The sequence below is a fragment of the Mangrovibacterium lignilyticum genome (assembly GCF_010882175.1).
Taxonomy (GTDB): domain Bacteria; phylum Bacteroidota; class Bacteroidia; order Bacteroidales; family Prolixibacteraceae; genus Mangrovibacterium; species Mangrovibacterium lignilyticum.
Genome location: NZ_WKLH01000002.1, coordinates 1,042,383 through 1,066,589, shown reverse-complemented (window position 1 = coordinate 1,066,589; position 24,207 = coordinate 1,042,383). Strand labels below are relative to the sequence as shown.

Annotated in this window: 17 protein-coding genes and 1 tRNA gene; 11 read left to right on the top strand and 7 right to left on the bottom strand. The window is 44.9% G+C overall.

Annotated elements, in window-relative coordinates:
• Nucleotides 1-11: 11 nt before the first annotated feature.
• The 8 genes from GJV22_RS11470 to GJV22_RS11435 all read left to right on the top strand — a co-directional run bounded on the left by GJV22_RS11470 (nucleotide 12) and on the right by GJV22_RS11435 (nucleotide 9,192).
• The gene (locus tag GJV22_RS11470) at nucleotides 12-1,730 is read left to right on the top strand and encodes a RagB/SusD family nutrient uptake outer membrane protein (RefSeq protein ID WP_163713238.1); all 1,719 of its coding nucleotides are present in this window, start codon (nucleotides 12-14) and stop codon (nucleotides 1,728-1,730) included.
• Between the two features lie 37 nt (nucleotides 1,731-1,767).
• Complete coding sequence (locus GJV22_RS11465) at nucleotides 1,768-2,913, top strand: glycan-binding surface protein (protein WP_163713235.1); 1,146 nt, start codon at nucleotides 1,768-1,770, stop codon at nucleotides 2,911-2,913.
• Nucleotides 2,914-2,932: 19 nt separating this feature from the next.
• Nucleotides 2,933-5,050, top strand: a complete 2,118-nt coding sequence (locus GJV22_RS11460) for a glycan-binding surface protein (protein ID WP_163713232.1) — start codon at nucleotides 2,933-2,935, stop codon at nucleotides 5,048-5,050.
• A 74-nt stretch (nucleotides 5,051-5,124) separates the two neighbouring features.
• The gene (locus tag GJV22_RS11455; RefSeq protein ID WP_163713231.1) at nucleotides 5,125-6,498 is read left to right on the top strand and encodes a glycosyl hydrolase; all 1,374 of its coding nucleotides are present in this window, start codon (nucleotides 5,125-5,127) and stop codon (nucleotides 6,496-6,498) included.
• 416 nt (nucleotides 6,499-6,914) lie between these two features.
• Nucleotides 6,915-7,256: a hypothetical protein gene (locus GJV22_RS11450; protein WP_163713228.1), complete on the top strand. Its 342-nt coding sequence runs from the start codon at nucleotides 6,915-6,917 to the stop codon at nucleotides 7,254-7,256.
• A 126-nt stretch (nucleotides 7,257-7,382) separates the two neighbouring features.
• Nucleotides 7,383-7,640: a hypothetical protein gene (locus tag GJV22_RS11445; RefSeq protein ID WP_163713224.1), complete on the top strand. Its 258-nt coding sequence runs from the start codon at nucleotides 7,383-7,385 to the stop codon at nucleotides 7,638-7,640.
• 133 nt (nucleotides 7,641-7,773) lie between these two features.
• Nucleotides 7,774-8,499, top strand: a complete 726-nt coding sequence (locus GJV22_RS11440; protein WP_163713221.1) for a DUF6261 family protein — start codon at nucleotides 7,774-7,776, stop codon at nucleotides 8,497-8,499.
• A 99-nt stretch (nucleotides 8,500-8,598) separates the two neighbouring features.
• Nucleotides 8,599-9,192 (top strand): hypothetical protein, encoded by a 594-nt coding sequence (locus GJV22_RS11435; protein ID WP_163713218.1) that lies wholly within the window; start codon nucleotides 8,599-8,601, stop codon nucleotides 9,190-9,192.
• Between the two features lie 5 nt (nucleotides 9,193-9,197).
• Here the strand turns inward: GJV22_RS11435 and GJV22_RS11430 are convergent.
• The 5 genes from GJV22_RS11430 to GJV22_RS11410 all read right to left on the bottom strand — a co-directional run bounded on the left by GJV22_RS11430 (nucleotide 9,198) and on the right by GJV22_RS11410 (nucleotide 13,922).
• A tRNA-Thr gene (locus GJV22_RS11430) sits at nucleotides 9,198-9,270 on the bottom strand.
• A gap of 75 nt (nucleotides 9,271-9,345) precedes the next feature.
• Nucleotides 9,346-11,715: an endopeptidase La gene (lon, locus tag GJV22_RS11425; protein WP_163713215.1), complete on the bottom strand. Its 2,370-nt coding sequence runs from the start codon at nucleotides 11,713-11,715 to the stop codon at nucleotides 9,346-9,348.
• A gap of 293 nt (nucleotides 11,716-12,008) precedes the next feature.
• Entirely contained in the window at nucleotides 12,009-12,767 is a 759-nt protein-coding gene (gene tpiA / locus GJV22_RS11420; protein WP_163713213.1) for a triose-phosphate isomerase, read from the bottom strand.
• A gap of 133 nt (nucleotides 12,768-12,900) precedes the next feature.
• Nucleotides 12,901-13,323 carry a DsrE family protein gene (locus tag GJV22_RS11415; RefSeq protein WP_238480318.1) on the bottom strand — a complete coding sequence of 141 codons (423 nt, stop codon included), beginning with the start codon at nucleotides 13,321-13,323 and terminating at the stop codon, nucleotides 12,901-12,903.
• 98 nt (nucleotides 13,324-13,421) lie between these two features.
• On the bottom strand, nucleotides 13,422-13,922 hold the full coding sequence (locus tag GJV22_RS11410; RefSeq protein ID WP_163713210.1) for a YkgJ family cysteine cluster protein: 501 nt from the start codon (nucleotides 13,920-13,922) through the stop codon (nucleotides 13,422-13,424).
• A gap of 378 nt (nucleotides 13,923-14,300) precedes the next feature.
• On the opposite strand from GJV22_RS11410, the gene purL reads away from it, so the two are divergent.
• Entirely contained in the window at nucleotides 14,301-17,993 is a 3,693-nt protein-coding gene (gene purL, locus GJV22_RS11405) for a phosphoribosylformylglycinamidine synthase (RefSeq protein ID WP_163713207.1), read from the top strand.
• A gap of 146 nt (nucleotides 17,994-18,139) precedes the next feature.
• Nucleotides 18,140-20,173 carry an ATP-binding protein gene (locus GJV22_RS11400; RefSeq protein ID WP_163713204.1) on the top strand — a complete coding sequence of 678 codons (2,034 nt, stop codon included), beginning with the start codon at nucleotides 18,140-18,142 and terminating at the stop codon, nucleotides 20,171-20,173.
• On the opposite strand, the gene GJV22_RS11395 is transcribed toward GJV22_RS11400, so the two are convergent.
• Both GJV22_RS11395 and GJV22_RS11390 read right to left on the bottom strand, forming a co-directional pair.
• Nucleotides 20,170-20,727: a DJ-1 family glyoxalase III gene (locus GJV22_RS11395; protein ID WP_163713201.1), complete on the bottom strand. Its 558-nt coding sequence runs from the start codon at nucleotides 20,725-20,727 to the stop codon at nucleotides 20,170-20,172. The genes GJV22_RS11400 and GJV22_RS11395 overlap by 4 nt on opposite strands.
• Before the next feature lie 105 nt (nucleotides 20,728-20,832).
• Nucleotides 20,833-21,339 carry an RNA polymerase sigma factor gene (locus tag GJV22_RS11390; RefSeq protein ID WP_163713198.1) on the bottom strand — a complete coding sequence of 169 codons (507 nt, stop codon included), beginning with the start codon at nucleotides 21,337-21,339 and terminating at the stop codon, nucleotides 20,833-20,835.
• 320 nt (nucleotides 21,340-21,659) lie between these two features.
• Between GJV22_RS11390 and GJV22_RS11385 the strand changes: the two genes are divergently transcribed.
• Nucleotides 21,660-23,717 carry a TonB-dependent receptor gene (locus GJV22_RS11385; RefSeq protein ID WP_163713195.1) on the top strand — a complete coding sequence of 686 codons (2,058 nt, stop codon included), beginning with the start codon at nucleotides 21,660-21,662 and terminating at the stop codon, nucleotides 23,715-23,717.
• Nucleotides 23,718-24,207: the final 490 nt, after the last annotated feature.

Below are 24,207 nucleotides of genomic sequence, written 5' to 3'. Positions count from 1 at the left end.
AAGCAAAAATTATGAAGATATTTAAATATAGCTGGCTAATCAGCCTCATTGGATTTTTTGCTCTTACCAATTGTTCTGAGGATTATTTGGTGAGACCACCTGAAGATTCACTGACCGACGTTGATTTCTATAAAACTGACGAAGAAGTGATGGCAGCAACCGCTCCGCTTTACAGCCGGATGTGGTTTGATTACAACGATAAAGCGTCTTTTAGCATTGGAGACTTAAGAAGCGGTATTCTGATGGCTCCGTGGAATAGCCGGGAATTTGGTGCGTTTAACGCCAACGGCGACAATTCAGAAGTCATTGCTGCCTGGAATGCCTTTTTTACAGTGATTCAACAGTCGAACCTGGCGATCCGAAATATCAATACCTATGCTACAGCAGATGTTTCGGATGAAGTAAAACAAATGGCCATTGCAGAAGCTCGGTTTATGCGCGCTTGTGCTTATCGCAACCTGGTTTTGGCATGGGGAGCTGTTCCAATTATTACAGACAACATTGAGATCATGAACTCAACAGATACTAAACGAAATACGATTTCAAGTATCTGGGAGTTCTTGACCAGCGAGATGCGGGCAGTTATCACTGATCTGCCTGAAGAACCGTACGCCACTGGACGCATTACAAAGTACTCCGCCGAAGGGATGCTGGCCCGTTTCTATTTGTCGCGTGCAGGTGTTGAATCAGCTGGTGGAGTCCGCAATGAAATGTACCTGGACAGCGCCCGATATTATGCACAGGATGTGATTCAAAATAGCGGTAAGTCGTTGTTGGATGATTACAGGTCGCTGTTCCTGTATAATTACGATAATAACAATGAATCGCTGTTTGAACTGCAATGGGTATACTCCACTGCGTGGGGACCCAGTAATTCAGTACCTGCCTATTTAGCTTACAGCTCCGACATTGGTAATGGCGATGGATGGGGAGGAGCTTATGGTGCATCCTGGTATATAATTTCTCAATATGAGGGGATTAACCAGGTTGGTACAACCGGTGATACGATTCAGGGGGCGACACTCGATACCCGATTGTATAACACATTCATGTTGCCGGGAGCACATTATCCGGAAATCACACAGGATTATACGGCGGATGATGGAACTGTTGGTCAGCGGGAATGTATTTACCCGAATAACACCAGCGATGCCAGCTTCGCCTGTACAAAAAAATACATCGTTGGTAAGGCTGGAGACGTAGGTGGAGAGGCTTCCTCTCAACACTATCCGAACAATACCTACATGCTCCGTTTGGCTGAGATATACCTGATATATGCGGAAGCAACGCTTGGAAACGATGAGCAATCGTCGGATGCAACGGCACTGGAATATGTCAATATAATTCGTCGCCGGGCAGGGTTAAGTAATCTGCCAAACGAAGAAGGAGATGGGGATAAAACGTACTTCACATTCGATGATGTATTCAAACAGAGAACCCTCGAATTTGCGATGGAAAGTATGTTCATGTACGATTTGAGCAATATTTTCTCTTACGACAAAGCTAAGGCGTTGAGCATCCTGAATAATCAGGATCGGGGCTTATTCGCCATCTACCCGGATGTCTACCCAAATCCGAACTCCTGGAAATTCGTAAAAACGTCATGGCATACAGAGCGATCAGTTACGGCGACCGAAGGAAATTTTTACCTGCCTATTCCAACGGCTGATTTAGGAGCTATGCCAAGCTTGACAGAAGATCCGGTTGATTATTACGCAGCAAGTAACTAATCCTGGAGTTACTAGTTTGAAATTTAAATTGATAAAGATGAAAACAAAATTTCGATACATATATCTGGCACTGGTCGTAATCACACTCGGGACTATTTACAGTGCATGTAATGACGAGGATACCTCAGGAGTCCCGAGAATTGACTATGTCCGGATTACAGCGCCGGAATCAGCCGATTCGTTGATTGTAAGCGCCGGTCAGGGACAACTGATAGCCATTATGGGCGAAAACCTGGGTGGTACTGTTCGCATTGAATTCAACAATATTGCAGCTGAAATCACAACCCCGTACATTACAAATTCGTCTGTTTTGGTTCGTGTTCCGGCGGAGGTTCCGGAAGAAGTAAATAACCAGTTGGTGTTGTATTTTGACGACGGAACGAGTTTGGCACACGATTTTACAGTAGCTATTAACAAACCAAGTGTGACCTCAATGGATTGTGAATATGTGAATGATGGTGGTGTCGCAGTTATTCACGGCAATTATTTCTACGAGCCGCTCACTGTTATTTTCCCCGGAGATTTGGAGGGGGAAGTTGTTTCGGTTGAAGATGAAACGATCAAAGTGATGGTGCCTGAGGGAACGTCTCCTGGACAACTAGCTGTGCGATCAAATTTTGGAACCGGCTTGTCTTCCTTCAAATTCCGTGACGACCGGAATATCGTACTCAATAGCGATCCTTTCGTTGGTTGGGCGGGTTCAAATTATGTGGTGTCAAATCCGGGGACTGGAGATCCGGAACTGATCAACGGAAACTATATCCGTGTCAAGCAGCAAATCGGGGCCTGGGGCTGGACAGATGTTGCTGCCGGCTCACCCTCTGACATGGGAGCTCTTAGCAAAAATATACCTGATGATGCCATCTTGCATCCCGAGTTGTACAGCCTGAAATTTGAAGTCAATACCTTAAAACCGTTTAACGGTAGTGGTGTAAGGCTCGTTTTGGGGTTAACAGGTTATGACCCCGGCTCATATACGTGGAATCCTCCGTACGATAGCGAAGGGAATTGGGCGACAGTGACGATATCGTTTAAAGAAATGGTGGATGCCTATGTTGCTGCAGGATCCGAAATGATAGTCACCATTGATGGTTACTATACCCGGTTAACGATCTTCGGAGGAACTGCTTTAGACTGTGACATGTGTTTTGACAATTTCAGAATTGTGCCCAATAAGTATTAAAAATTAGAAACTGACAGAAATGAAAAATCGACTAAATAATAAAATAAAACATTTCCTGCTCATTCTGATTTTATTTGTGGCAGGTGCAAGCATGGTCCTGGTATCATGCAATGATGATGACGACGATAACGGCGGTAGCAAAATCGAACTGTTCAGTTACGGTCCGATGCCAATTGCCCGTGGAGCTGAACTCAAGTTTATTGGCGAAAACCTGGATCAGGTAACATCAATTATTCTTCCGGATAATATTGAAATTTCGGCAGCTGAATTTACATCGGTTACTTCAACCCTGTTGACCTTAACAGTACCGCAAACGGCTGAAGTGGGCTTCGTGACATTGAAAACCCCGCAAGGGGATATCGTAACGAAGACACAGATGGGCTATTCGGAACCAATAGCCATTGATGCCTTTACGCCGGATTCAATAAAACCCGGAAGTGAATTGACAATCACCGGTGAGTATTTGAATTTGATTGCTGAAGTTATTTTCTCGGACAATATAAGCATTGACAGTACCCTGTTTACCAGTCAATCGAGAAAAGAGTTGAAGCTGATTGTTCCCGCAGAAGCACAAACGGGTCCAATCGCTATTTCCAACGGTGCGGCCGATCCGATTGTCATTGCAACAGAGGATACCTTGTATGTCACGCTACCCGAAATCGGATCGTTTACGCCAGCTGAAATCAAAGCCGGGGAAACATTAACCCTAAGTGGTACCGATTTGGATTTGGTTAAAACAGTTGTATTTAGCGGGAATAAGAGTGTTGGCGAAGACGTTTTCGTGTCGCAGAGTGCAACTGAAATTGAGGTGACTGTGCCGGTAGATGCGCAGGATGGCACCATCGCGGTGATCACCGCTTCAAATCTAAAAATTGAATCAGTTGATGAGTTGACGATGATGGCACCAACGATTACTGCAATTGCTCCAAATCCGGGTAAAACGGGGGCTGATTTGACGATTACGGGAGTCGATCTCGATCTTGTATCGGTGGTTACATTTAGTGGAGACGTTGAGGCAACCATCGTAAGCCAATCAGAAACTGAAATACAAGTCACTGTGCCCGATGAGGCGGTGACAGGACCGGTAACCGTATCAACGCTTTCGAATAAGAGCGCGGTCAGTGCTGAGCTGAGCCTGGTTAAACCAACAATCACTGCGATAGATCCAATGGCGCTTATTGCCGGCAATGATATTACCATTACCGGAACGGATCTGGATTTGGTAAGGTCTGTGGTGTTCAACAGCAATTTAAGTGTTGACGTCGCTCCCGATTCTGAAACTTCGCTAACGGTGACTGTTCCCGAAGCGGCCGAAAGTGGCACTATAAAACTTGTTACAATCAATGGAGATCAGGTGGAATCTACCGAATCGTTGGATATTACCACTCCGAATACGCCCGTTATCACCTCAATTACGAGTGAGGTTTATCCGGGACAACTAATGGTTATTGAAGGTACAAAACTGAATTTTGTAGAGTCCGTCATATTCCAGGATGGCATTAAGGCAACGCAGTATGGAATACGGTCGGAAACGATGATCGAAGTTTATGTTCCCGAAAATGCAACTTCCGGAACGGTTACCTTAAAGTTAATCGCCTTTGATCTGACAGAAATCACCTCTCCTGAGTTTAAAATACCGGGAACGGACCCGATTTTACCAACAACAATCATGATCAATGATTACGAGCAACATGGTGATCACAATGGTTATTGGGATAATAGTTGGTCCGGTATTTCAGAAATACTGGAAGAGAATGGTAATACGTTCTTCAGAATTAATTCAGAAGCTTCAGGAGATGCATGGTTGATTAACTGTAACCACCAGGCTAACGGCGCGTTAGGACCGGTTGTCGCGAACATTGATAACTATGCGTTCAAGCTGGATGTCAGGATAGAGGAAGGAGTGACGGGAGCTGAAAATGCGGCCTTGCAATTTGTGCTGGGAGACGGCTGGTATTGGTATGGTTCAGGATTATTACCGGCTTCAACAAACGGAAAATGGATAACCATATCTGTTCCAGCAACGGCATTGGGATTGTCCGGAACATTGGATTTGTCCAGCGGAACCAATGGTCTTTATGGAGGACCAATTCCAGCCGGCATTTCATTCGATAATTTCAGACTTGACCTTAAATAAGTAGATTTCTTTAATTTTTGGGAAAGGCCGTTTGATTGTCTGAACGGTCTTTCTTTTTTTCAGCATACATAAACATGAAGACTAAAATAGTAGTTGCTTTAGCGTTGATTTTCTTACTGGGCTGCTCGGGCAGCGAGGAAGAAGTTGTCAAGGAACCGCCTGTATTTAAAAGCAGCGTACCTGCAAATAATGATGAGAATGTCAGTCCTTCAACCCAAATTGAAGTGACCTTCAGCGAGGTAGTTTACCTGGTCGAAAACCACGGAATAACGGTGAATGGTAACGCGGTGGATGTTGAGGAAGCATACACTAAAATACGGATTATTGCGGCCATGGTGAAAGGTGAAACCTATGTGGTTAATATTCCCAAAGGGTCTTTAATCAATATGGATGGCGTGCTGTTGGCCGAGTCCGTTCAGTTTTCCTTTACAACCGAAGCATCGATTCCGGTTAACCTGAATCAAACGCTTGTGACGGCTAATCCGTCGCCGGAGGCAGTCAATGTGTTTCAATTCCTGTTGGAGAATTACGGGAGCAAAGCGGTGTCGGCAGCAATGGCCAATGTGAGTTGGAATGTAAATGAAGCCGAGTGGGTGTATCAGCATACCGGCAAGTATCCGGCGATGGCCACGTTCGACTATGTGCATCTGCAAAGCTCGCCGGCCAACTGGATCGATTATTCAAATACGGCTGTTGTTGAGGATTGGTGGAATGAGAATGGGTTGGTGGCTGCCGGCTGGCATTGGAATGTGCCGGTTTCGGAAGGCTCGGAAACCTTTTCGTTTTACACCGAAAACAACAGTTTCAGCGCAGCCAATGCGGTAGTGGCAGGACGTTGGGAAAAGGACGTTATTGACGCTGATTTGGAGAAAATGGCTGGTTACCTCAAGCTTTTGCAGGCAAAAAATATCCCCGTTATCTGGCGGCCTTTGCACGAAGCAGCCGGCAATATTTATGAATATAACGGAGGAACAGCCTGGTTTTGGTGGGGCGCCGATGGTGCCGACGCTTATAAGGCGTTGTGGGTTTATATGTTCGACTATTTCGAAGCGCAGGGCTTGAATAACCTCATTTGGGTATGGACAACGCAAACCAAAGACAATGCCTTTTATCCGGGTGATGCTTATGTGGATATCGTTGGACGGGATATTTACAACCAACCGGATGCTGCGGCAATTGCAGCAGCCTACACCGGGATTCAAGAGACTTACAACACCAAGATGGTAACCTTAAGCGAATGCGGAAGTGTTGCCACGATTTCCAGCCAATGGTCAGCCGGCGCAAAATGGTCTTATTTCATGCCCTGGTACGATTACAACCGAACAAACGATGTTAATGAGAGTGATTTCAGCAGTACCGATCACGAACACGCCAATGCTGACTGGTGGATTGATGCATTCAATAACAGTGACGTGATTACACGCGACGAGATGCCGGATTTAAAATAGAACAAACGCAAATTCTAAAAGCAATATAGTTGAAAAAGGCTGCAGGTTTCCCACTTCCCTTCCTTCCTGTTAGCCGCCAAAAGAGTCATGTTCCCCATGGCTCTTTTGTTTTTGCAATCTGGATGGTTTGAAGCCAAAGCCGGGAAACCGGTAGCCGGAGCCTGACGACACCGATTGCGGTACATGATGACTCGTTTCGTTCCATATAGCATGTTGCAAATTATATTCAATTTTCTCAAAATGGATTTGGAATTGAACAAAAGAATGTCGTAAATTTAATACTCGAATCGCATTTGTAACAGGTTGACAGGACTAATAATAGACTTATTTCGAATCGGTACAAACTTTATGAAACCCGGAGATGGTGTGTTTTTTGCATAGCCATATCAAATCCGTTATGAAGAGGAAACAGGATTATGAAACAAGAAAGCAAAATTAAGCTGGTTGAGCTCGCACTCAAGATCGCAGTAGACATGAAAGTAATCATCGGACAGATGAAAAAGTACGAAGAAAAGGACTGGCTGAGTCCCGAGGATGAGGAGAGATACCGGAAATTGCAGGACGTTTTAAAAGACGTTTTACCGGTGATCGCACAACTGCGGGATTTTTTCGACCAGAAGGCCTACTGCCATGCAACCGCCTACTACTACCATGTGAAGGAAAAAGCAGCTGATGGCGATCTGCGTGCAAAGGTTATTTACGACGATCTTCGTCCGCTGTACGAGCAGGCTTTAAACGAACAAATCCATAAAAACTAGTAAACGCATACAATCAGGACCTTCAGGGTCCTAAACCTCTCGTGTTCTTTGACATGCTGATGTGATTTTTCAAGGACAATTAAACTTTTAAGCGGTTTCAACGCTAAAACTGCTCCCCTGGGAAGCTTGTCAACGGTTGACAGGGCCGAACCGGCAGCAAGGGGAATCCAGTTGCCAGGCGAAAAGCTCGAACCGGCTCATGGGGAAGCCAGTTGCCTGGCGGAAAGCTTCAACTGGCAGCAAGGAGAAGCCAGTTGCCTGGCGAAAAGCTTCAATCGGCAGCAACGAGAAGCTGGTTGCCTGGCGAAAAGCTTCAACTCGCAGCAGGGAGAAGCCAGTTGCCTGACCATGGGACAACACGAGTTGGTGTCCGGAATTGTTTGATTACCTAACGAAAAGAGATCTTTTCGAAAACAGCTATCGGTAAGCAGGTCTTGTCTAAGCAGGTCTGTTGCAGAGGCCGGTAGGCCGGTCTCCCGATCAATCTATTCAAACTTAAGGAAATAAAATTATCGTAATGAAAAATGGACTAAATTTCAACTACTTCAATGGGGCGGCGTTTTACGCTTTTGTTCGCGCCCTGTTAAATATTGTCGACTCAACCAAACTATCAGACGGAGTTCTTCACTCGCTCGCTGTGAAACTGGAAACAATATACCAGTCGTTCAGCAAAGGAGTGGAATACGACCCCAAAGATCCCTTAACGCCTGTAGCTGCGGCTGCCGACGATAAACGCGATCAGTACTTCAACGGGATGAAATCCTATATCAGTTCCTTTCTGAAAAGCCCGGACGGGAGCATTCGTGCTGCAGCTGAAAAGCTGGAAGCGTTGATTCGGAAATACGGCTGGAGTGCCCAGACTTACAGCTACGACGAGGAAACAACGGCTATTGCCAAGTGTATTGAAGAAATGAACGCCTACTATGCTGCCGAAGTCGCTTTGCTCAACCTGCCGGTCATGTGGCTTACGCCGCTCACGGAGGCGCAGGCCGGGTTTGAAGCCATCCAGGAGCAGCGTATTCAGAAGGGGGCCATCGAGGTACCAACCGTGTCGAAGTATCGAACGCCATTGCGTCTTGCGATCATCAAGCTGGTGGAGACCCTGGAAACCTTCGCCGAAGAAACCGGAGATGTGGCTATGCAGACTTATGTAGCTGAAATTGACGAGTTGATCGGCGAGACGATGGCGACACTCAAAGCTTCGAAAACCCGCGAAGAAAACACCGAAGTAGCGGGCCTGTAACGATCCCGGCAAAATCACATCAGCAGTTAAAAACACGCAACGCATTATTTGGGAATCAGGGATGAGAGCTAAACATGTCAAATCAGAAAACAGAAAACAATGACAAATCCCGAAGGACTGTTAAATCGAGGCGATGGTTTTGAACAACTGGTGCAAACCATTCGCCAACGCGCGGAAAATCCACATCCGCTGGAACCCGGCGGTGAATTCGCTGCCTGGTCGTATACCGGCTGGCAATACCTTTACGGTGAAAAGGAGCCCATATCGGCCATCACCGGAATCGACTGCGAACTGCTGCCGGCAAACGATACACTGGACAAGAAACAGCTGGCAATTTTGGCCAACGAACTCGAAAAACTGTTGCGGGTTTATCATTTTGTACTCGATTTCCCGGTTAACTTTCCGCCGCACCTGCGCTATGAATTTATTATCCGCTTTTGGCGCGAAGAACACCTGGAGTTTTCGTCGGGCGACAATCACATCGATTTTTGTAATTACCAGGGAGAAACGGCTTGCCCTTTTTCCGGCTATTGCATTGTCTGTACCGATGTGGAAGTTTACCTGCGAAGCGGACAGCGCTGGGATCATATCCGGAAATACGAAAAAGCCCGCTTGTGGGCGCGGTACACCCCATCGCGTAAAAAAAGGGACGGCTTGGTGACGCAGTTACAGGCGGCACTCGAAGCTTGTTAAACCAGAGCCTTCCACGGGATTCGAACCCGCGACCTGCTCATTACGAATGAGCTGCTCTACCAGCTGAGCTAAGAAGGCAAAAATGATAGTCCGAATTTAATCGATTCGGGCTATCGTTGTTCTTCGAAGACAAAAAATTTTAAGCGATAAAGGCTATTTGTTGTCGAAAGCGATCTTGAGTACTTCGTCAAAATAGTCGATGAAATGCGCAGTGATGCCTTCTTTCAGGTAATCGGGCAGTTCGTCAAAGTCTTTTTTGTTTTCGGCCGGAAAGATCAGTTCAAAAATTTTTACCCGGCGGGCGGCAATGGTTTTCTCACGAACGCCGCCAATCGGTAATACTTTCCCGGTCAACGTTAATTCCCCGGTCATGGCCAATCCCCTTTTTACCGGCTTGTTGATGGCCAGCGAGTACATGGCCAAAGCCATCGTGATTCCTGCCGACGGCCCGTCCTTCGGTGTTGCACCGGCCGGCACATGCAGGTGAACCAGGTGATTTTTGAAAAACTCCTTTTTATCGTCTTCAAGCAGGCTTTGGACGTACGAGTATGCGATCTCGGTCGACTCCTGCATGACGCTACCCAGCTGACCGGTTTGTTTCAGACCGGGGCCGCGGCCTTTTACGCCTTGGGCTTCGATGTAAAGTGTTGCACCACCCATGGCCGTCCAGGCCAACCCGAGGGTGACGCCGGGAAAGGACTTTTTGTATAGCTCTTCGGTGGTGAATACCGGTTGGCCCAGGAATTCAGCCAGATTGTTTTTACTGACATTGATTTTCGCATCTCCATTCTCTGTTAGCAAAAGCGTGGCCTTGCGCATAATTTTTTTGATCTGGTTTTCCATGCCACGGACACCCGCTTCCCGGGCATAGCTGTCGGCAATCTGCACCAGAGCTGTGTCTGTGATGTTTACCTCGTTGGCTTTCAACCCGTGCTCTTTGCGTTGTTTGGGAATAAGGAAGCGTTTGGCTATTTCAACCTTTTCTTCCAGGATGTAACCGGATAGCTTGATAATTTCCATACGGTCGAGCAAGGGGCGGGGGATGGTGTCGAGCTGGTTGGCTGTTGTCACAAACAGAATGTTGGAGAGGTCGTAACGAACATCAATGTAATGATCCAGAAAATCCCGGTTTTGTTCCGGGTCGAGCACTTCGAGCAAAGCCGAGGCTGGATCGCCCTGGTAGCTGGCACCGATTTTATCAATCTCGTCGAGCATGATCACCGGGTTGGAAACACCGGTTCGCTTCAGGCTTTGAATGAGTTTACCGGGCATGGCACCAATGTAAGTCCGGCGGTGACCTTTAATCTCCGCTTCATCGCGCATGCCACCAACCGAGAAACGGTAAAATTCGCGTCCCAGCGCATCAGCAATCGATTTACCGATGGAGGTTTTCCCAACTCCGGGAGGGCCAACCAGGCAAATGATCGAACCGGATACTTTGCGGCGTTTCACGATGGTGCTTACAAACTCGAGAATGCGTTGCTTCACATCGTTGAGGCCATAGTGTTGTTCGTCGAGTATTTTTCGGGCTTTAGGCAGGTCATAGTTATCTTCAGAAAATACGCCCCACGGTAAATCCGTTAACCAGTTGAGGTAAGTGCGTGAAACCTGGTATTCGGCCGAGCCACTTTCCAAAGTCAGCAGTTTGTTGAGTTCTTCTTCGATAGTTTTGGCTACTTCATCACTCAAGACCAACTTCTGAATTTTCTTTTCAACCGCCTCAATTTCGCTGGTTTTGTCATCTTTCTCCAGTCCCAGTTCTTGTTTAATAATCTTTAGCTGTTCACGCAGGAAGAATTCCCGCTGCTGTTTCGAGATTTTTTCTTCGATTTGTTTTTCAATATCCAGTTGCAGCTCATTGAGCTCGATTTCCTCTTTCAATAATTTTAGCAGAAGGTCGCTTCGTTCGAACAAGTCAATCGCTTCGAGCAGGGGCTGAAGTTTGTCGCCATCGGCAGTCAGGAACGAAGCGACTAAATCCATCAGCAGGCCCGGTTTTTCCATGCCTACCTGAGACAAGGCCAGTTTCATTTGTTCCTGGAACATCGGGTTCAGCTTAATCAGTTGCTTAACCGAGTTGATAATGGCTAGCGTGTAAGCCTTCAGTTCATTCGAAATCGCGTGCTTATCTTCGTAGTCATATTCAACCTGCCAGTGCATAAAACCATGGCGGGCAATTTCCTTTTTATAGTGGAAACGCGTTACAGCCTGTGCGAAAAACTGAATGTTGTCGCTGGCTTTATTGATGATTTTTAAGATTTTCAGCAGTGTCCCGGTTTTGTATTTCTTCGATTGAAAGAAATCATTGGGATTGGTCTCTTCAATAAATGATACACCGATGAACCCATTGTTTTTGTCGATGGAATAAAGAATTGATTTTACAATGTCGCGGTTGACAAAGTTGAGAGGCAGTGCCAAACCGGGGAAAACAGGGCGGTTCTCAAGAGGAAGGACGACAATATTATCCGGGTAAACCTCCGATACCAACACGATTCCGGCATTTCCAGTGGTATTGTTTTCCATGCGTACAAATTTTAGTAGACTGACTATTTGTTTTTACTCTTCAATTTAGAACATGTTTGCCTTTTTATAAAAAGCATTGGGAAACTTTTTTCAAACATAACCCCGAAACAGAAAAAGAAACGCGTTGACAGCCCTACTGATATTTGGGATCGAAGCTGGTCCCGGGAATGAATATTTTGACAGCAGTGGGGTATCGAAGCGGGAAGGGCCGGATGGCCGGATGGGGAAGAGGCAAAAAAAATCCCGATTGGAATTTCCAACCGGGACTTATATGGTGTTTCGAGATTAATCGACTAGTATGCAGTGATAATACCGATGAAGTCTTCAGCTTTCAGTGAAGCACCACCAATCAAACCACCGTCAACATCAGGGCTTGCGAACAATTCAGGTGCGTTGCTTGCTTTACAGCTACCACCGTAAAGGATTGAAATTTCGTCAGCAACTTCAGCGCTGTATTTTGCAGCGATAGCTTCGCGGATGTCTTTGTGCATTTCCTGAGCTTGCTCAGTTGAAGCAGTTTTTCCTGTACCGATCGCCCAGATTGGTTCGTAAGCGATGATCACTTTCTTGAAGTCGTCAGCGCTCAGGTTGAAGATTGTTTCTTCCAATTGGTTGATCACATATGCTTTTTGAGTACCCGCTTCGCGAATATCCAAAGCTTCACCGCAACAATAGATCGGAGTCAATCCGTTTGCTAAAGTCAAGGCAACTTTTTTATTCAGAATTTCACTTGTTTCACCGTAGTATTCGCGTCTTTCAGAGTGACCTAAAATAACGTATCCGGCTCCGGTTGATTTAACCATTGAGGCAGAAACTTCGCCGGTGTAAGCACCTGAAGCTTCAGCAGCACAGTTTTGAGCAGCAACGCCAACAAGAGCAGCATCAACAGACTCAACAACTTTGGTAATATGTGTAAAAGGAGTTCCAAGAACAACTACAACGTCTTTTGCGTCTGCTTTGGCAACCAGTTCGTTTACAGCTTTAGCTAATTCAACACCTTCCTGAACGGTGGTGTTGCATTTCCAGTTACCGGCAACAACTTTTTTTCTCATGATTTATTTGATTTGTGGATAGAAAATTATTGATTTCAAAAATATCGCCACAAAAGTAAGAAAAGCAGGCTAAACCTCCTATATTTTGAATCGAATGTCCGGGGATTTAACCATTGTTTAAACCCATATGCTATTAAAAATTGAGCGTATGCCATCCTTCTTTTAAGTAGTTGGTTAACGGGACTCCCATTGGTCGAACATCAATATTCAGGTCTTCCAAATCCTGATCGACACCATAAAGCTTGGCGCAGGAAATACAGGCTTCAACAACCACACCGGCGTCCATCATTTTCTGAACATCGGCCTGAAGGTCTTCATCTTCGGATAAAAGTTTAGCAGATGGGCCCCAAACAATGAGTACAACATCCTCGAACCAACCTTGCTTTTTGGCATTCAGGGTATACATGAAGCAAACCTTTTTAGCCACTTCCGGGTCGCCGCTCGACCAGATCACCGCCAGCTTGTTATTGTTTTCGTTCATTTTTGTCGTGTTTTGTGCCTTTAAAAGGAAACTTGTTCCGGTAAGAATCAAGAGTATTAACAATAGCTTTCTCATAGTAAATCTTGGTTTGATTGGGCAAGTTATCATGCTTGCTAAGGAATTCAAAGTCAAACAGAAAGATTTAAACATTTTTTAGTATTTCTTCAGTCGATTTAACGCGAGTGCAAGTCTTTCATGTCCAGTAAATCGAATTCCGAATAATCGAGCTTATTGACTGCAATAAATTCTTTGTTGATCATGAACAACCGGCTGTTGAACTGATCCTGGGGGAAGGTGTTTTCGGCAGAAAATTCCTCATCGTCAAATTCGGTGAAATTCAATTCGCAGGCCGACAGCTCCCATTGATCGTCGTTCATAAACAGCAGCGGTAAACCATGCGTGCGGCAAATCACGGGCCGATGTTCATAAACCTGGCAAGCGTGGTCTTTCAGGAAAATGCAGCTACCTTCTTTTGACTCCTGCGTTTCAACCGGTTTTTGCTGCAATGCCTGTTGAATAGCAAAATATTCAACAGGGAAGATCCGGTAGTTCATGCAACACAGGTCGCATCCTTTGCGGCATTGCATGTGGCCTTTGTGCAGGCTCGAAAGTTGGTCGGCTAACTTATTAACTGTCGCAATAAACAGTTGGTATTTCTCGAAATTGTAAGTCATTTCTGTAGAATTTTGTGACAAAAGTAAGAAAAACATACAGATCGGTTTTCCAGCGTGACCTGCGAACCAACAGAGATCGCCTGAATGACCCTGGTTGCTAATAGTAACGTTCGGGGCCTTGTGAGTAGGGTCAAAAGAAAATAGCTGCAAGTTCGATTATTAACAACCCGGCCGGAATTATTCACAAAAGGGCTCTTTTAAGGTCTTCAGGCTGAATCTTCTTAAGGAATTTTTATCTTTGCAGCGTCTTTCAGACAGCCTGGCTTGGGCGAACTTCTACCAAACCCGATTTGGTGCGATTTCAACCCGGGACAAGCTAATTATAAAATGGGTCTAACAACCCGGGCATGTCAACTTTATCTTAAACAGAGATTTAACATGATTTCATTTTTTAAAACTCCTCAAAACAGCATTATTGCTGTTCAATCAACAAATGCGATTGCTGACACGGATGTCGAAAAACTGGTCTGGTTGTTTGGCGAAGCAACTTTTGTTGAAGGTGAATCACTCGAAGGCTTTTTTGTAGGCCCGCGCAAAGAAATGATTACGCCCTGGAGTACCAATGCAGTCGAAATTACCCAGAATATGGGTCTTTCCGGCATAATTCGTATCGAAGAATTTTTGGCCGTTCCGAATGCTTCAGCTGGTTACGACCCTATGCTGCAACGCATGTACGATGGTTTGAAACAAGATATTTTCACCATCAAAAAACAACCCGATCCTATTATCGGAATCGAAGACATTGCTGCCTACAACGAGCAGGAAGGTTTGGCGTTGAGTGAAGATGAAATCACTTATTTGGATGACGTGGCCGTGAAACTAGGCCGCAAGTTGACCGACAGCGAAGTATTTGGTTTTTCACAAGTAAACTCGGAACACTGCCGCCACAAAATTTTCAACGGAATTTTCATTATTGACGGGGTGGAGATGGAAAGTTCGCTTTTCAAGATGATTAAAAAGACATCGGAAACCAACCCCAATAAAATTGTTTCGGCTTATAAAGATAACTGCTCGTTTGTTGCCGGACCGACTGTCGAGCAATTTGCCCCACAAACACAAGATAAACCCGACTTTTTCGAGGTAAAAGATATTGATACGGTACTTTCGCTGAAGGCGGAAACACACAACTTCCCGACTACGGTTGAGCCGTTTAACGGTGCAGCAACCGGTACAGGCGGTGAAATTCGTGACCGGATTGCCGGTGGTAAAGGTAGTTTGCCAATTGCCGGAACTGCTGTTTATATGGCGTCGTACCCACGTACTGAAAGCTCGCGCAATTGGGAACAAGCGACCGAAGAGCGTCCATGGTTATACCAGACACCGGAAGAAATTCTGATCAAAGCATCGAACGGTGCCAGCGATTTTGGTAATAAATTCGGACAACCGTTGATTTGTGGTTCGGTATTGACCTTCGAACATTTCGAGAATCACAAAAAATATGGTTTCGATAAAGTGATCATGTTGGCCGGTGGTATCGGATTTGGTCGTATGCAGGACAGCTTGAAAGAATCTCCGAAGAAAGGCGATAAGGTTGTTTTGCTTGGTGGCGATAACTACCGGATTGGTATGGGAGGTGGCGCTGTATCGTCTGTTGCGACAGGCGAGTTCAAAAACGCGATTGAGTTAAATGCGGTGCAACGTGCCAACCCTGAAATGCAGAAGCGCGCCTACAATGCGATTCGTGCGTTGTCTGAATCGGATATAAACCCGATTGTATCCATCCACGACCACGGTGCTGGTGGCCACTTAAACTGTTTGTCGGAATTGGTTGAGGAAACCGGTGGTTTGATTGATACCGATAAATTGCCTTGCGGCGACCCAACCCTTTCTCAAAAGGAGTTGATTGGTAATGAGTCGCAGGAGCGTATGGGCTTGGTGATGCACGAAAAAGATGTGGATTTGCTGAAGACAATCTCCGAACGCGAACGTTCACCAATGTATGTGATTGGTGAGGCAACCGGCGATATGCAGTTCACCTTTAAGAATTCGAAAACCGGCGAAACACCAATCGACTGGCAATTGTCGTACATGTTTGGTAACCCGCCAAAGACGGTTTTGACCGACACTACTTCGACTGAGAAATTTGAAGAACTGGCTTACGAGTCATCCAAAATAGAGAGCTACCTGGAAGATGTACTGCAACTGGAAGGTGTAGCTTGTAAAGATTGGTTGACCAACAAAGTTGACCGCTCGGTAACCGGCCGCATTGCGAAACAGCAAGGTGCCGGAAAACTACATTTGCCGCTGAATAACCTGGGTGTCATCACCTTGGATTATCAAGGGAAAGCTGGTTTGGCAACTTCAATCGGTCATGCACCGGTAGCTGCCATGGTTGATGCCGAAAAAGGCTCGGTACTTTCAATTGCTGAATCATTGACCAACATCATCTGGGCACCCATGCCGGACAAGATCCGTAGCATCTCTTTAAGTGCAAACTGGATGTGGCCCGCTAAAAACGATGGCGAAAATGCCCGTATTTACAAGGCGGTGAAAGCAGCTAGCGACTTTGCCTGTGCCTTGGGTGTGAATATCCCCACCGGTAAAGACTCGATGTCGATGACACAAAAGTACAAGGATGATGTGGTCTACTCTCCGGGTACAGTAATCATTTCAGCTTCGGGTGAAGTAACCGACGTGAAAAAAGTGGTTGAGCCGGTATTGGTGAACGATGCCAGCAAACCCTTATATTATATTGATTTTTCATCAACAGCATTGTCTTTGGGCGGAAGTGCTTTCGGTCAGATTATCAACAAAGTTGGACAAGAAGCACCGACAGTTGCCGATACCGAATACTTTGTAACAGTATTTAATGCCATTCAGGATTTAATTGAAGAGGAGTTGATCGTAGCCGGCCACGATGTGGCTTCAGGTGGTTTGATTACAACTTTGCTGGAGCTGTGTTTTAGTGATAATGAAAGTGGATTGAAACTTGATCTTTCAGGATTGGGTGAAGCCGATAGCGTAAAAGCATTCTTTAACGAAAACCCGGCGATTGTCATTCAGGCTGCTGATGCTGCTGTATTGGAAGGCAAATTGTCTGCTGCCGGTGTTCGCTTTGTAAAAATTGGTACTCCTGCTGTAGGTCGCGAATTTACCCTAACAAACGGTAGCGAAAGCTTCAACTTAGATATTGACTCGTTGCGCGAATTGTGGTTCAAAACATCATATTTGATGGATCGCAAACAGAGTGGCGAGAAACTGGCATTGGAACGTTTCCAAAACTATAAGAAAAACGAGCTGGTTTACGATTTCAAAGACTTTACAGGTAAAGCTGCAGATTATGGTATAGACCTGAAACGCCGCAGTGCAAGTGGTGTGAAAGCTGCGATTATCCGTGAGAAAGGTGTGAACGGCGACCGTGAGATGGCTTATATGTTGTACCTGGCTGGTTTCGATGTGAAAGACGTTCACATGACTGACTTGATCGCAGGACGCGAAACACTGGAAGATGTGAACCTGATTGTGTTTGTTGGTGGATTCTCGAACTCTGATGTTTTGGGATCGGCCAAAGGATGGGCCGGAGCTTTCAAGTATAACGACAAAGCCCGTATTGCTTTGGAGAACTTCTATCAACGCGAAGATACCCTGAGTCTGGGTGTTTGTAACGGATGTCAGCTGGCTGTTGAGTTGGGCTTGATTTATCCGGAGCATGAGAAAATGCCGAAGATGTTGCACAATGAATCCCATAAGTTTGAGTCAGCCTTCCTGGGGGTTGAAATTGCTGAAAACAACTCGGTGATGTTGAAATCAATGGCGGGTATGAAACTGGGCGTTTGGGTTGCTCACGGTGAAGGAAAGTTCAGTTTCCCTTATGCCGAAAATGAATACAATATTCCATTCAAATACAGCAATAAGTTCTACCCCGGTAACCCGAACGGCTCCGACTTTGATGCAGCTGCAATTTGTTCAAAAGATGGACGCCATTTGGCAATGATGCCTCACCTGGAACGTGCTTTCCGCCCATGGTTATGGCCGTATTATCCGGCAAACCGCAAAAAGGATGAAGTCGCGCCTTGGATTGAAGCATTTGTAAATGCCCGAGATTGGATTGTCGAAAACAAAAAAGCATAATTCTAAAAACCCTCAGAAGAGGGTTTTTTTTTGCTCGGGTTTGAGGTATTTTGTTGAGATTTTTCTCTTGTAATGCGCTGAATAACATCGATTCGATTATTGATAATTGAAAATTATTGACATCTTTGTAATAGGCCTTTAACTATATGGAAAAACTACTGTTGCTTCTTATGGTATTTTTGCAAATTGATCTGTTTGCTGTTAGTCAAACAGATAGTTTACAAAATCTTCTTCCTGAGCTTGAGGGGGAGGAAAAGGTTGGCGCCCTACTGCAACTTTCACAGCTTGATGGAAGTAATGATACAGCGAAATCACTGGCTTATCTACGGGAAAGTATCTCAATCTCAAAACAACTGGAAAAACCGGCATTATTAGCTAAAGCTTATTTATCCGAGGCTGATTACTTTTTTAATATTGACGACTACCTTCATGCCATTCCATTGTATGAACAAACAATTAATCTGTACCAGGAATTGGATAGCACTCAGCTGATAGGTGAAATTTACAACTCGATTGGTCTATCCTATTATTACCTTGGAGAATTTGAAAAGGCGCTGGCTAGCCAGATTGAGGCTGTTAAGAATTTTGAAGAAAGCGCTAACCTGAGAGATTTAACACGGATCTATATTAATATGGGGATGGTTTATAATCGTTTAGGCGATTATAACTCCGCTGTGCAATATTATCGTAAAGCCTCACAAATAGCGGAGACTACTGGTGATATCGAACGCTTGGGGAATAGTTACAACGGATTGGGAACAGGGAATTATAATGCAGGACGTTTGGATTCGGCCAAGTTTTACTACCGTAAAGCGCAGAAGTATTTTACTGAAGTTGGAAATGAGCAGCGGTTGGCAGCCGTAATCAATAATTTGGGAAATATATACACCGATGAAGGGGACAGCCTTGAGGTTGGGCTATCGTATTACCAAAAAGCATACGACATTTATTCAAAACACAACGATCTTCGTAATAAAGTTTTTGTAATGGAGGGCTTGGGGTGTGTTTACAGCGAACTCGGTAATTTGAAAAAGGCCTTGCAGATTTTTAACGAAGGCTTAAAAACGGCTCTTGCCAATAATTACGGCTATTACATTACCCAGCTTTACTACGAGGATATTGCCACCGTTTATGAACGCGAAGGAAAGATAGAACAAGCTTTCAGTGCTTATAAGACCTACAAATTGTATCTGGATAGCATGCGGCAAGAAGAGCGTTTGTGGCAGGCAACAGCTATCGAAAAGAAGTATGAGTTTACAAAGAGTGAGGCTTTAATTTCGCGCCTGAATGCCGAAAAGGAATTGGCGATGATACAATTGGAAAAGGATAAGGCTTTTCGGAATTTGGGGGTTTTTGCAATCCTTATCTTGCTGATTATTATTACGTATGTATCTTTTGGGAACTATAACCGAAAGCGAATTAATAGAATATTGGTAGAGAAGAATATTCAGATTGAGGCACAGCGCAATGAACTGGAACAGCTGAACGCGTCTAAAAACCGATTTTTTTCCATTATTGCGCACGACCTTAAAAACCCGCTACATACCGTGTTGGGATATTCTTTTTTGTTGCATCACGAATACGACCGGTTTAGCGACAAGGATAAAAAGAAATATGCCCGGGATATCTATAACTCCACAAATAACATTTTTCGGTTATTGCAGAATTTGCTTGACTGGAGCCGGTCGCAGACCGGGAGGTTGAAATATGAGCCGATGATCTTTGAACTATCATCGCTCCAGGAGAAGATTTGTAATTTGCTGAAGCCTGTTTCTGATCAAAAGAATATAAGCCTGAATTATGAGGTTCCCGGAAATATTCATGTTTATGCTACACCAATGATGGTTGAAACCGTTCTTCGAAATTTGGTGAGCAATGCTGTAAAATTCACACCGGATGGGGGATCGGTTTCAATCAGTTTTAAACGCTATGAGCGTGATATCTCGGTTTGCGTAAAAGATACGGGTATAGGTATGACCGAAAGTGAATTGGAACAGCTTTTCGCGATTGATTCAAAAATCAAGAAGAAAGGAACCAATAATGAAGATGGTTCGGGACTGGGCCTGATTCTCTGCAAAGAGTTTATTCAGCTCAATAAAGGTAAAATTTGGGCCGAAAGTCAAGCCGGCAAAGGAAGTACCTTCTGTTTTACTGTCCCTTTGGCGCTTGAAGACAGCTAGTCCCAATCTTCGACTAGCATAGCCTTTGCCAAATGATCTGCTTTTTCTTTTCCAATCAGGAGTTCCGAAATTTTAAGTGCAAAATGTAATGCGGCCCCTACACCACGACCTGTAATTATATGACCATCGACAGCGGTTGGCGTAGTTTCGATCTTTGCACCCTTTAGTTCACTTTCAAATCCGGGATAACACACAGCTACTTTGTTTTCGAGGATATTCAGATGCCCAAAAACAAGCGGGGCAGCGCAAATGGCTCCAAGTGGTTTTTGCTGTTCATGGAACGTTAGAATTTTCTCTTTTAGCCCTTTATGTGCATCCAGGTTTTTAGCGCCCGGCATTCCTCCCGGCAATATGATCATATCGATTTCATCGTAGTTTAATTCTTCAAACAAGAGATCAGCTGCCACCGGAACTTTATGTGCCCCGTTTACTAACCGATTGCCTGTTATTGATACCGTCTGAACGTTTAATCCAGCTCTTCTCAGTACGTCGATGATTGTAATTGCTTCGGTTTCTTCAAATCCGGTTGCCAAATGCACAGCGATATTTTTCATAGCATTTCGTTTTTAAAATTAAAGATAATCACCAACCGGCTGAAAACAAAAAATGGCCCGAAATCCGGGCCATTTTAAGAATTGAAAATGTTACTATGTCTAAAACTAATTTGCGTAATCTTTCAGAGATTTTTCAAGTTTCTTACGGGTAAAGAAAATGCGGCTTTTCACTGTACCGAGCGGTAAGTTCAAATATTCAGCAATTTCTTTGTATTTGTATCCATCAAGAAACATGGTAAACGGAACTTTGTATTCATTCTCCAGAGCATTAATGTTTTTCAAAATTTCTTTAGAACTGAAAAATGAATCCGGAGATGGGTAGATTTTGTCCTTCGAGAATTTCAGGTGAAAATCATTATTCGATCCGTCAAATGTATTTTTTGCTTTAACGTTTCTTCTGTAGTTATTAATGAAGGTGTTCTTCATGATCGTGTAAATCCATGCCTTGAAATTTGTATTTTGCGTGAATTTGTCACGATAGGTCAGTGCTTTCAGGAAAGTTTCCTGCAATAAATCTTGCGCTTTCTCCTGATCCGATGTTAAGCTTAGAGCGTAGTACAAGAGTTTGTCTTGAAGTCCAAGCAATGCGTTGTTAAATTGAAGTTGTGTCATGGCAGCGTGATTTAACGTTATTGTTTAGAACAAATATAAATAACCTTCACTCACAATAAAAGATTTTGCAGTCTTTTATTGTTCGATTTTATTTATTCACGATAAAAAATATTGATAGGGTGTATGGTCTTATCTATCATTTAAGAACTTACGTTGTTTCTTTGTTTTTGTTGAATCAGATTTCTCTGTTATTAAACAACTATTGATTCCATTCAAGTTAGGTTAATTATGGGAATTATCCTATCGAATTGGGACAGAATGGCTACAGTGAACGTCTAATTTATTTACTTTTGGGGCTTTCTGTAAAGAAAAATTAATCAATGAACAAGTTATTTAATAAGCACAATCGGGCTGAAGTTCTTTTTTTCAGACGTTGGAATGGACATAGCTATTCGTTGTTTCAAGCTTTAAATAAACAAGTACATATTGCTGCCCTGGTCGTAGCGTATTTGTATGTAAGCTTGCCGCACGAAGCTGTTGCCCAAACCGACTCGACGAAATTGAGTACGGATTACAACCTCGATGAGATCGAGGTTAGTGCCCAGAGAGCACCTGTGACGTATTCGCAGGCAGCACGGATTATTTCCGTGATTGAGCGTGAGCAAATTGAGGCGGCACCCGTCTCCAGTATCCAGGACCTTTTAGAGTATGCCTTGGGAGTAGACATCAGGCAGCGCGGCACTTACGGAGTGCAAGCCGATGTTTCCATCAGAGGCGGGTCGTTCGACCAAACGCTAATTCTTCTCAACGGGATCAACATTTCCGATCCGCAAACCGGTCACCACAACTTCAATGTACCGGTCAGTTTAAAAAGCATCAAACGTATCGAAATTCTTAATGGCCCTTCGGCCCGTGTGTACGGTCCAAATGCCTTCTCGGGTGCAATAAATATTGTAACCGAGCCCGACAATGCTGAATCGATTCGCATGGACGTGGCCTTTGGAGAACACGGCCTGCGCGATTTAAATGCATCGGCCAATGTGCAGACCGGCAAGCTGACCAGCTTCATTGCTGCCAGCAACATGGCATCGAACGGGTATATTAATAATACCGATTTCGATACCTATAATATATTCTACCAGGGAAGGCTGAAGACCGAACCGGGTACGCTCGATTTCCAGGCCGGTTATACCGACAAAGGATTTGGGGCCAACAGCTTTTACACGCCCGCTTACCCCAACCAGTACGAGGCCACCAAGACAACCTTTGCTTCGGTGAAAATGGAAACTGGCAAGAAACTTCATTTTACACCTGCGGCATACTGGCGCCGGCATCAGGATCGATTCGAACTATTTCGTGATAATCCGGCAAGTTGGTATTCAGGGCATAATTATCACATGACCGATGTGTTTGGTTTGAACCTGAATAGTTGGTTTCAGTCTTCATTAGGAAAAACGGCCTTTGGAGCGGAGTTCCGTTCTGAGAATATTTTGAGTAACGTTCTAGGTGAAGATTTAGGCGATTCAATCAGTGTTCCTGGTGAGTCAGGGCAATATTTCTTCAAAGGACATTCCCGCACCATTATTTCATACTTTGCCGAGCACACCTTTTATGTGGGCAACCTGACCGCTTCGCTGGGCGCAATGGCCAACTGGATCTCGGACCTGAACAACGCATGGAACGTGTACCCGGGCGTTGACCTGAGCTACCGGTTTACCGACCAGTTCAAGGCTTTTGGCTCGTTTAACAAGTCGCTGCGCATGCCCACGTTTACCGATTTGTACTACTCGGGGCCGACCAACCAGGGAAACCCGGAATTGAAGCCCGAGCGCTCAACCACTTACGAAGCCGGTTTGAAATACCGCACGCCCGCCTTGAAAGCCGAAGCGGCCTGGTATCACCGGGTCGGGAAGGATATGATCGACTGGGTGCGCCTGACCGATGCCGAAAAGTGGCAAACCGCCAACCTCACCGAAATTAAGTCGGACGGGCTGGAACTGAGCACCGACCTGAACTTCGGAGCCATCGCGGGGCCGTCGTTTTTCATCAAACATATCGGGGTGAATTACGCCTGGAATTCGCTCGACAAAGGTTCGAGCAGTTACCTGTCGAACTACGTGCTCGATAACCTGAAACACAAGCTGGTGTTCAGCCTCGATCACGCCATTTGGCGGAATATTTACGCCGGTTGGAAGGTCCGTTTCCAGGATCGTAACGGCAGTTATGGCAAGTACGAGAATACCGCTTATGTGGGCGAGCAGGCGTACAAACCGTTCTGGTTGACCGACCTGAAAGTATACTACAAGAACCGTTCGACGCAGGTGTACTGCACGGTGTCGAACCTTTTCGACCAATCGTACGTCGACCTTGGCAACGTTACCCAGCCCGGTCGCTGGATCAGTGCCGGCGTCCGTTATCAAATCAATTTTAGTCAATAACCTACCGGAAAAATAAAGCACGAAAGCGCTGCCCGCGAAGCCTCAAACTTCGGTGCAGCGCTTTTTTGTTTTGTTGGTTGCCTGGTTTCCGGCTTTGACATCAAGTTCCGCTTTCTATTGACTTGTTACCCTTGATTTATCAGCCATCATCCCTTTCTTTTGCTTAAATATCTCTTCATTATCTTACAGTTACACTTAATCCGGACTGAAGTAATCTTCTTTAGGAGACAATTTAATTTTGGGAAACTGGAAGAAAAATAAGGGGAAGAGGATACTAACTAAGATAAACTAAATGCAAACTAAGTGTAAGTAAAAGAAAGTTAAGCGGTAATGGATACCAGCAAAGCGGAACAGGATGCTACAAGAAAGTAATAGGAAGCGGATGAACAGGAACTAAAAACAAGATAAGCGGAACAGGATTTGAACTTAGCAGAACTGGAAGATAGCTAAGCAGAAAAGGAGGCGGAATAAGTGAAACAGGAAACTAGTG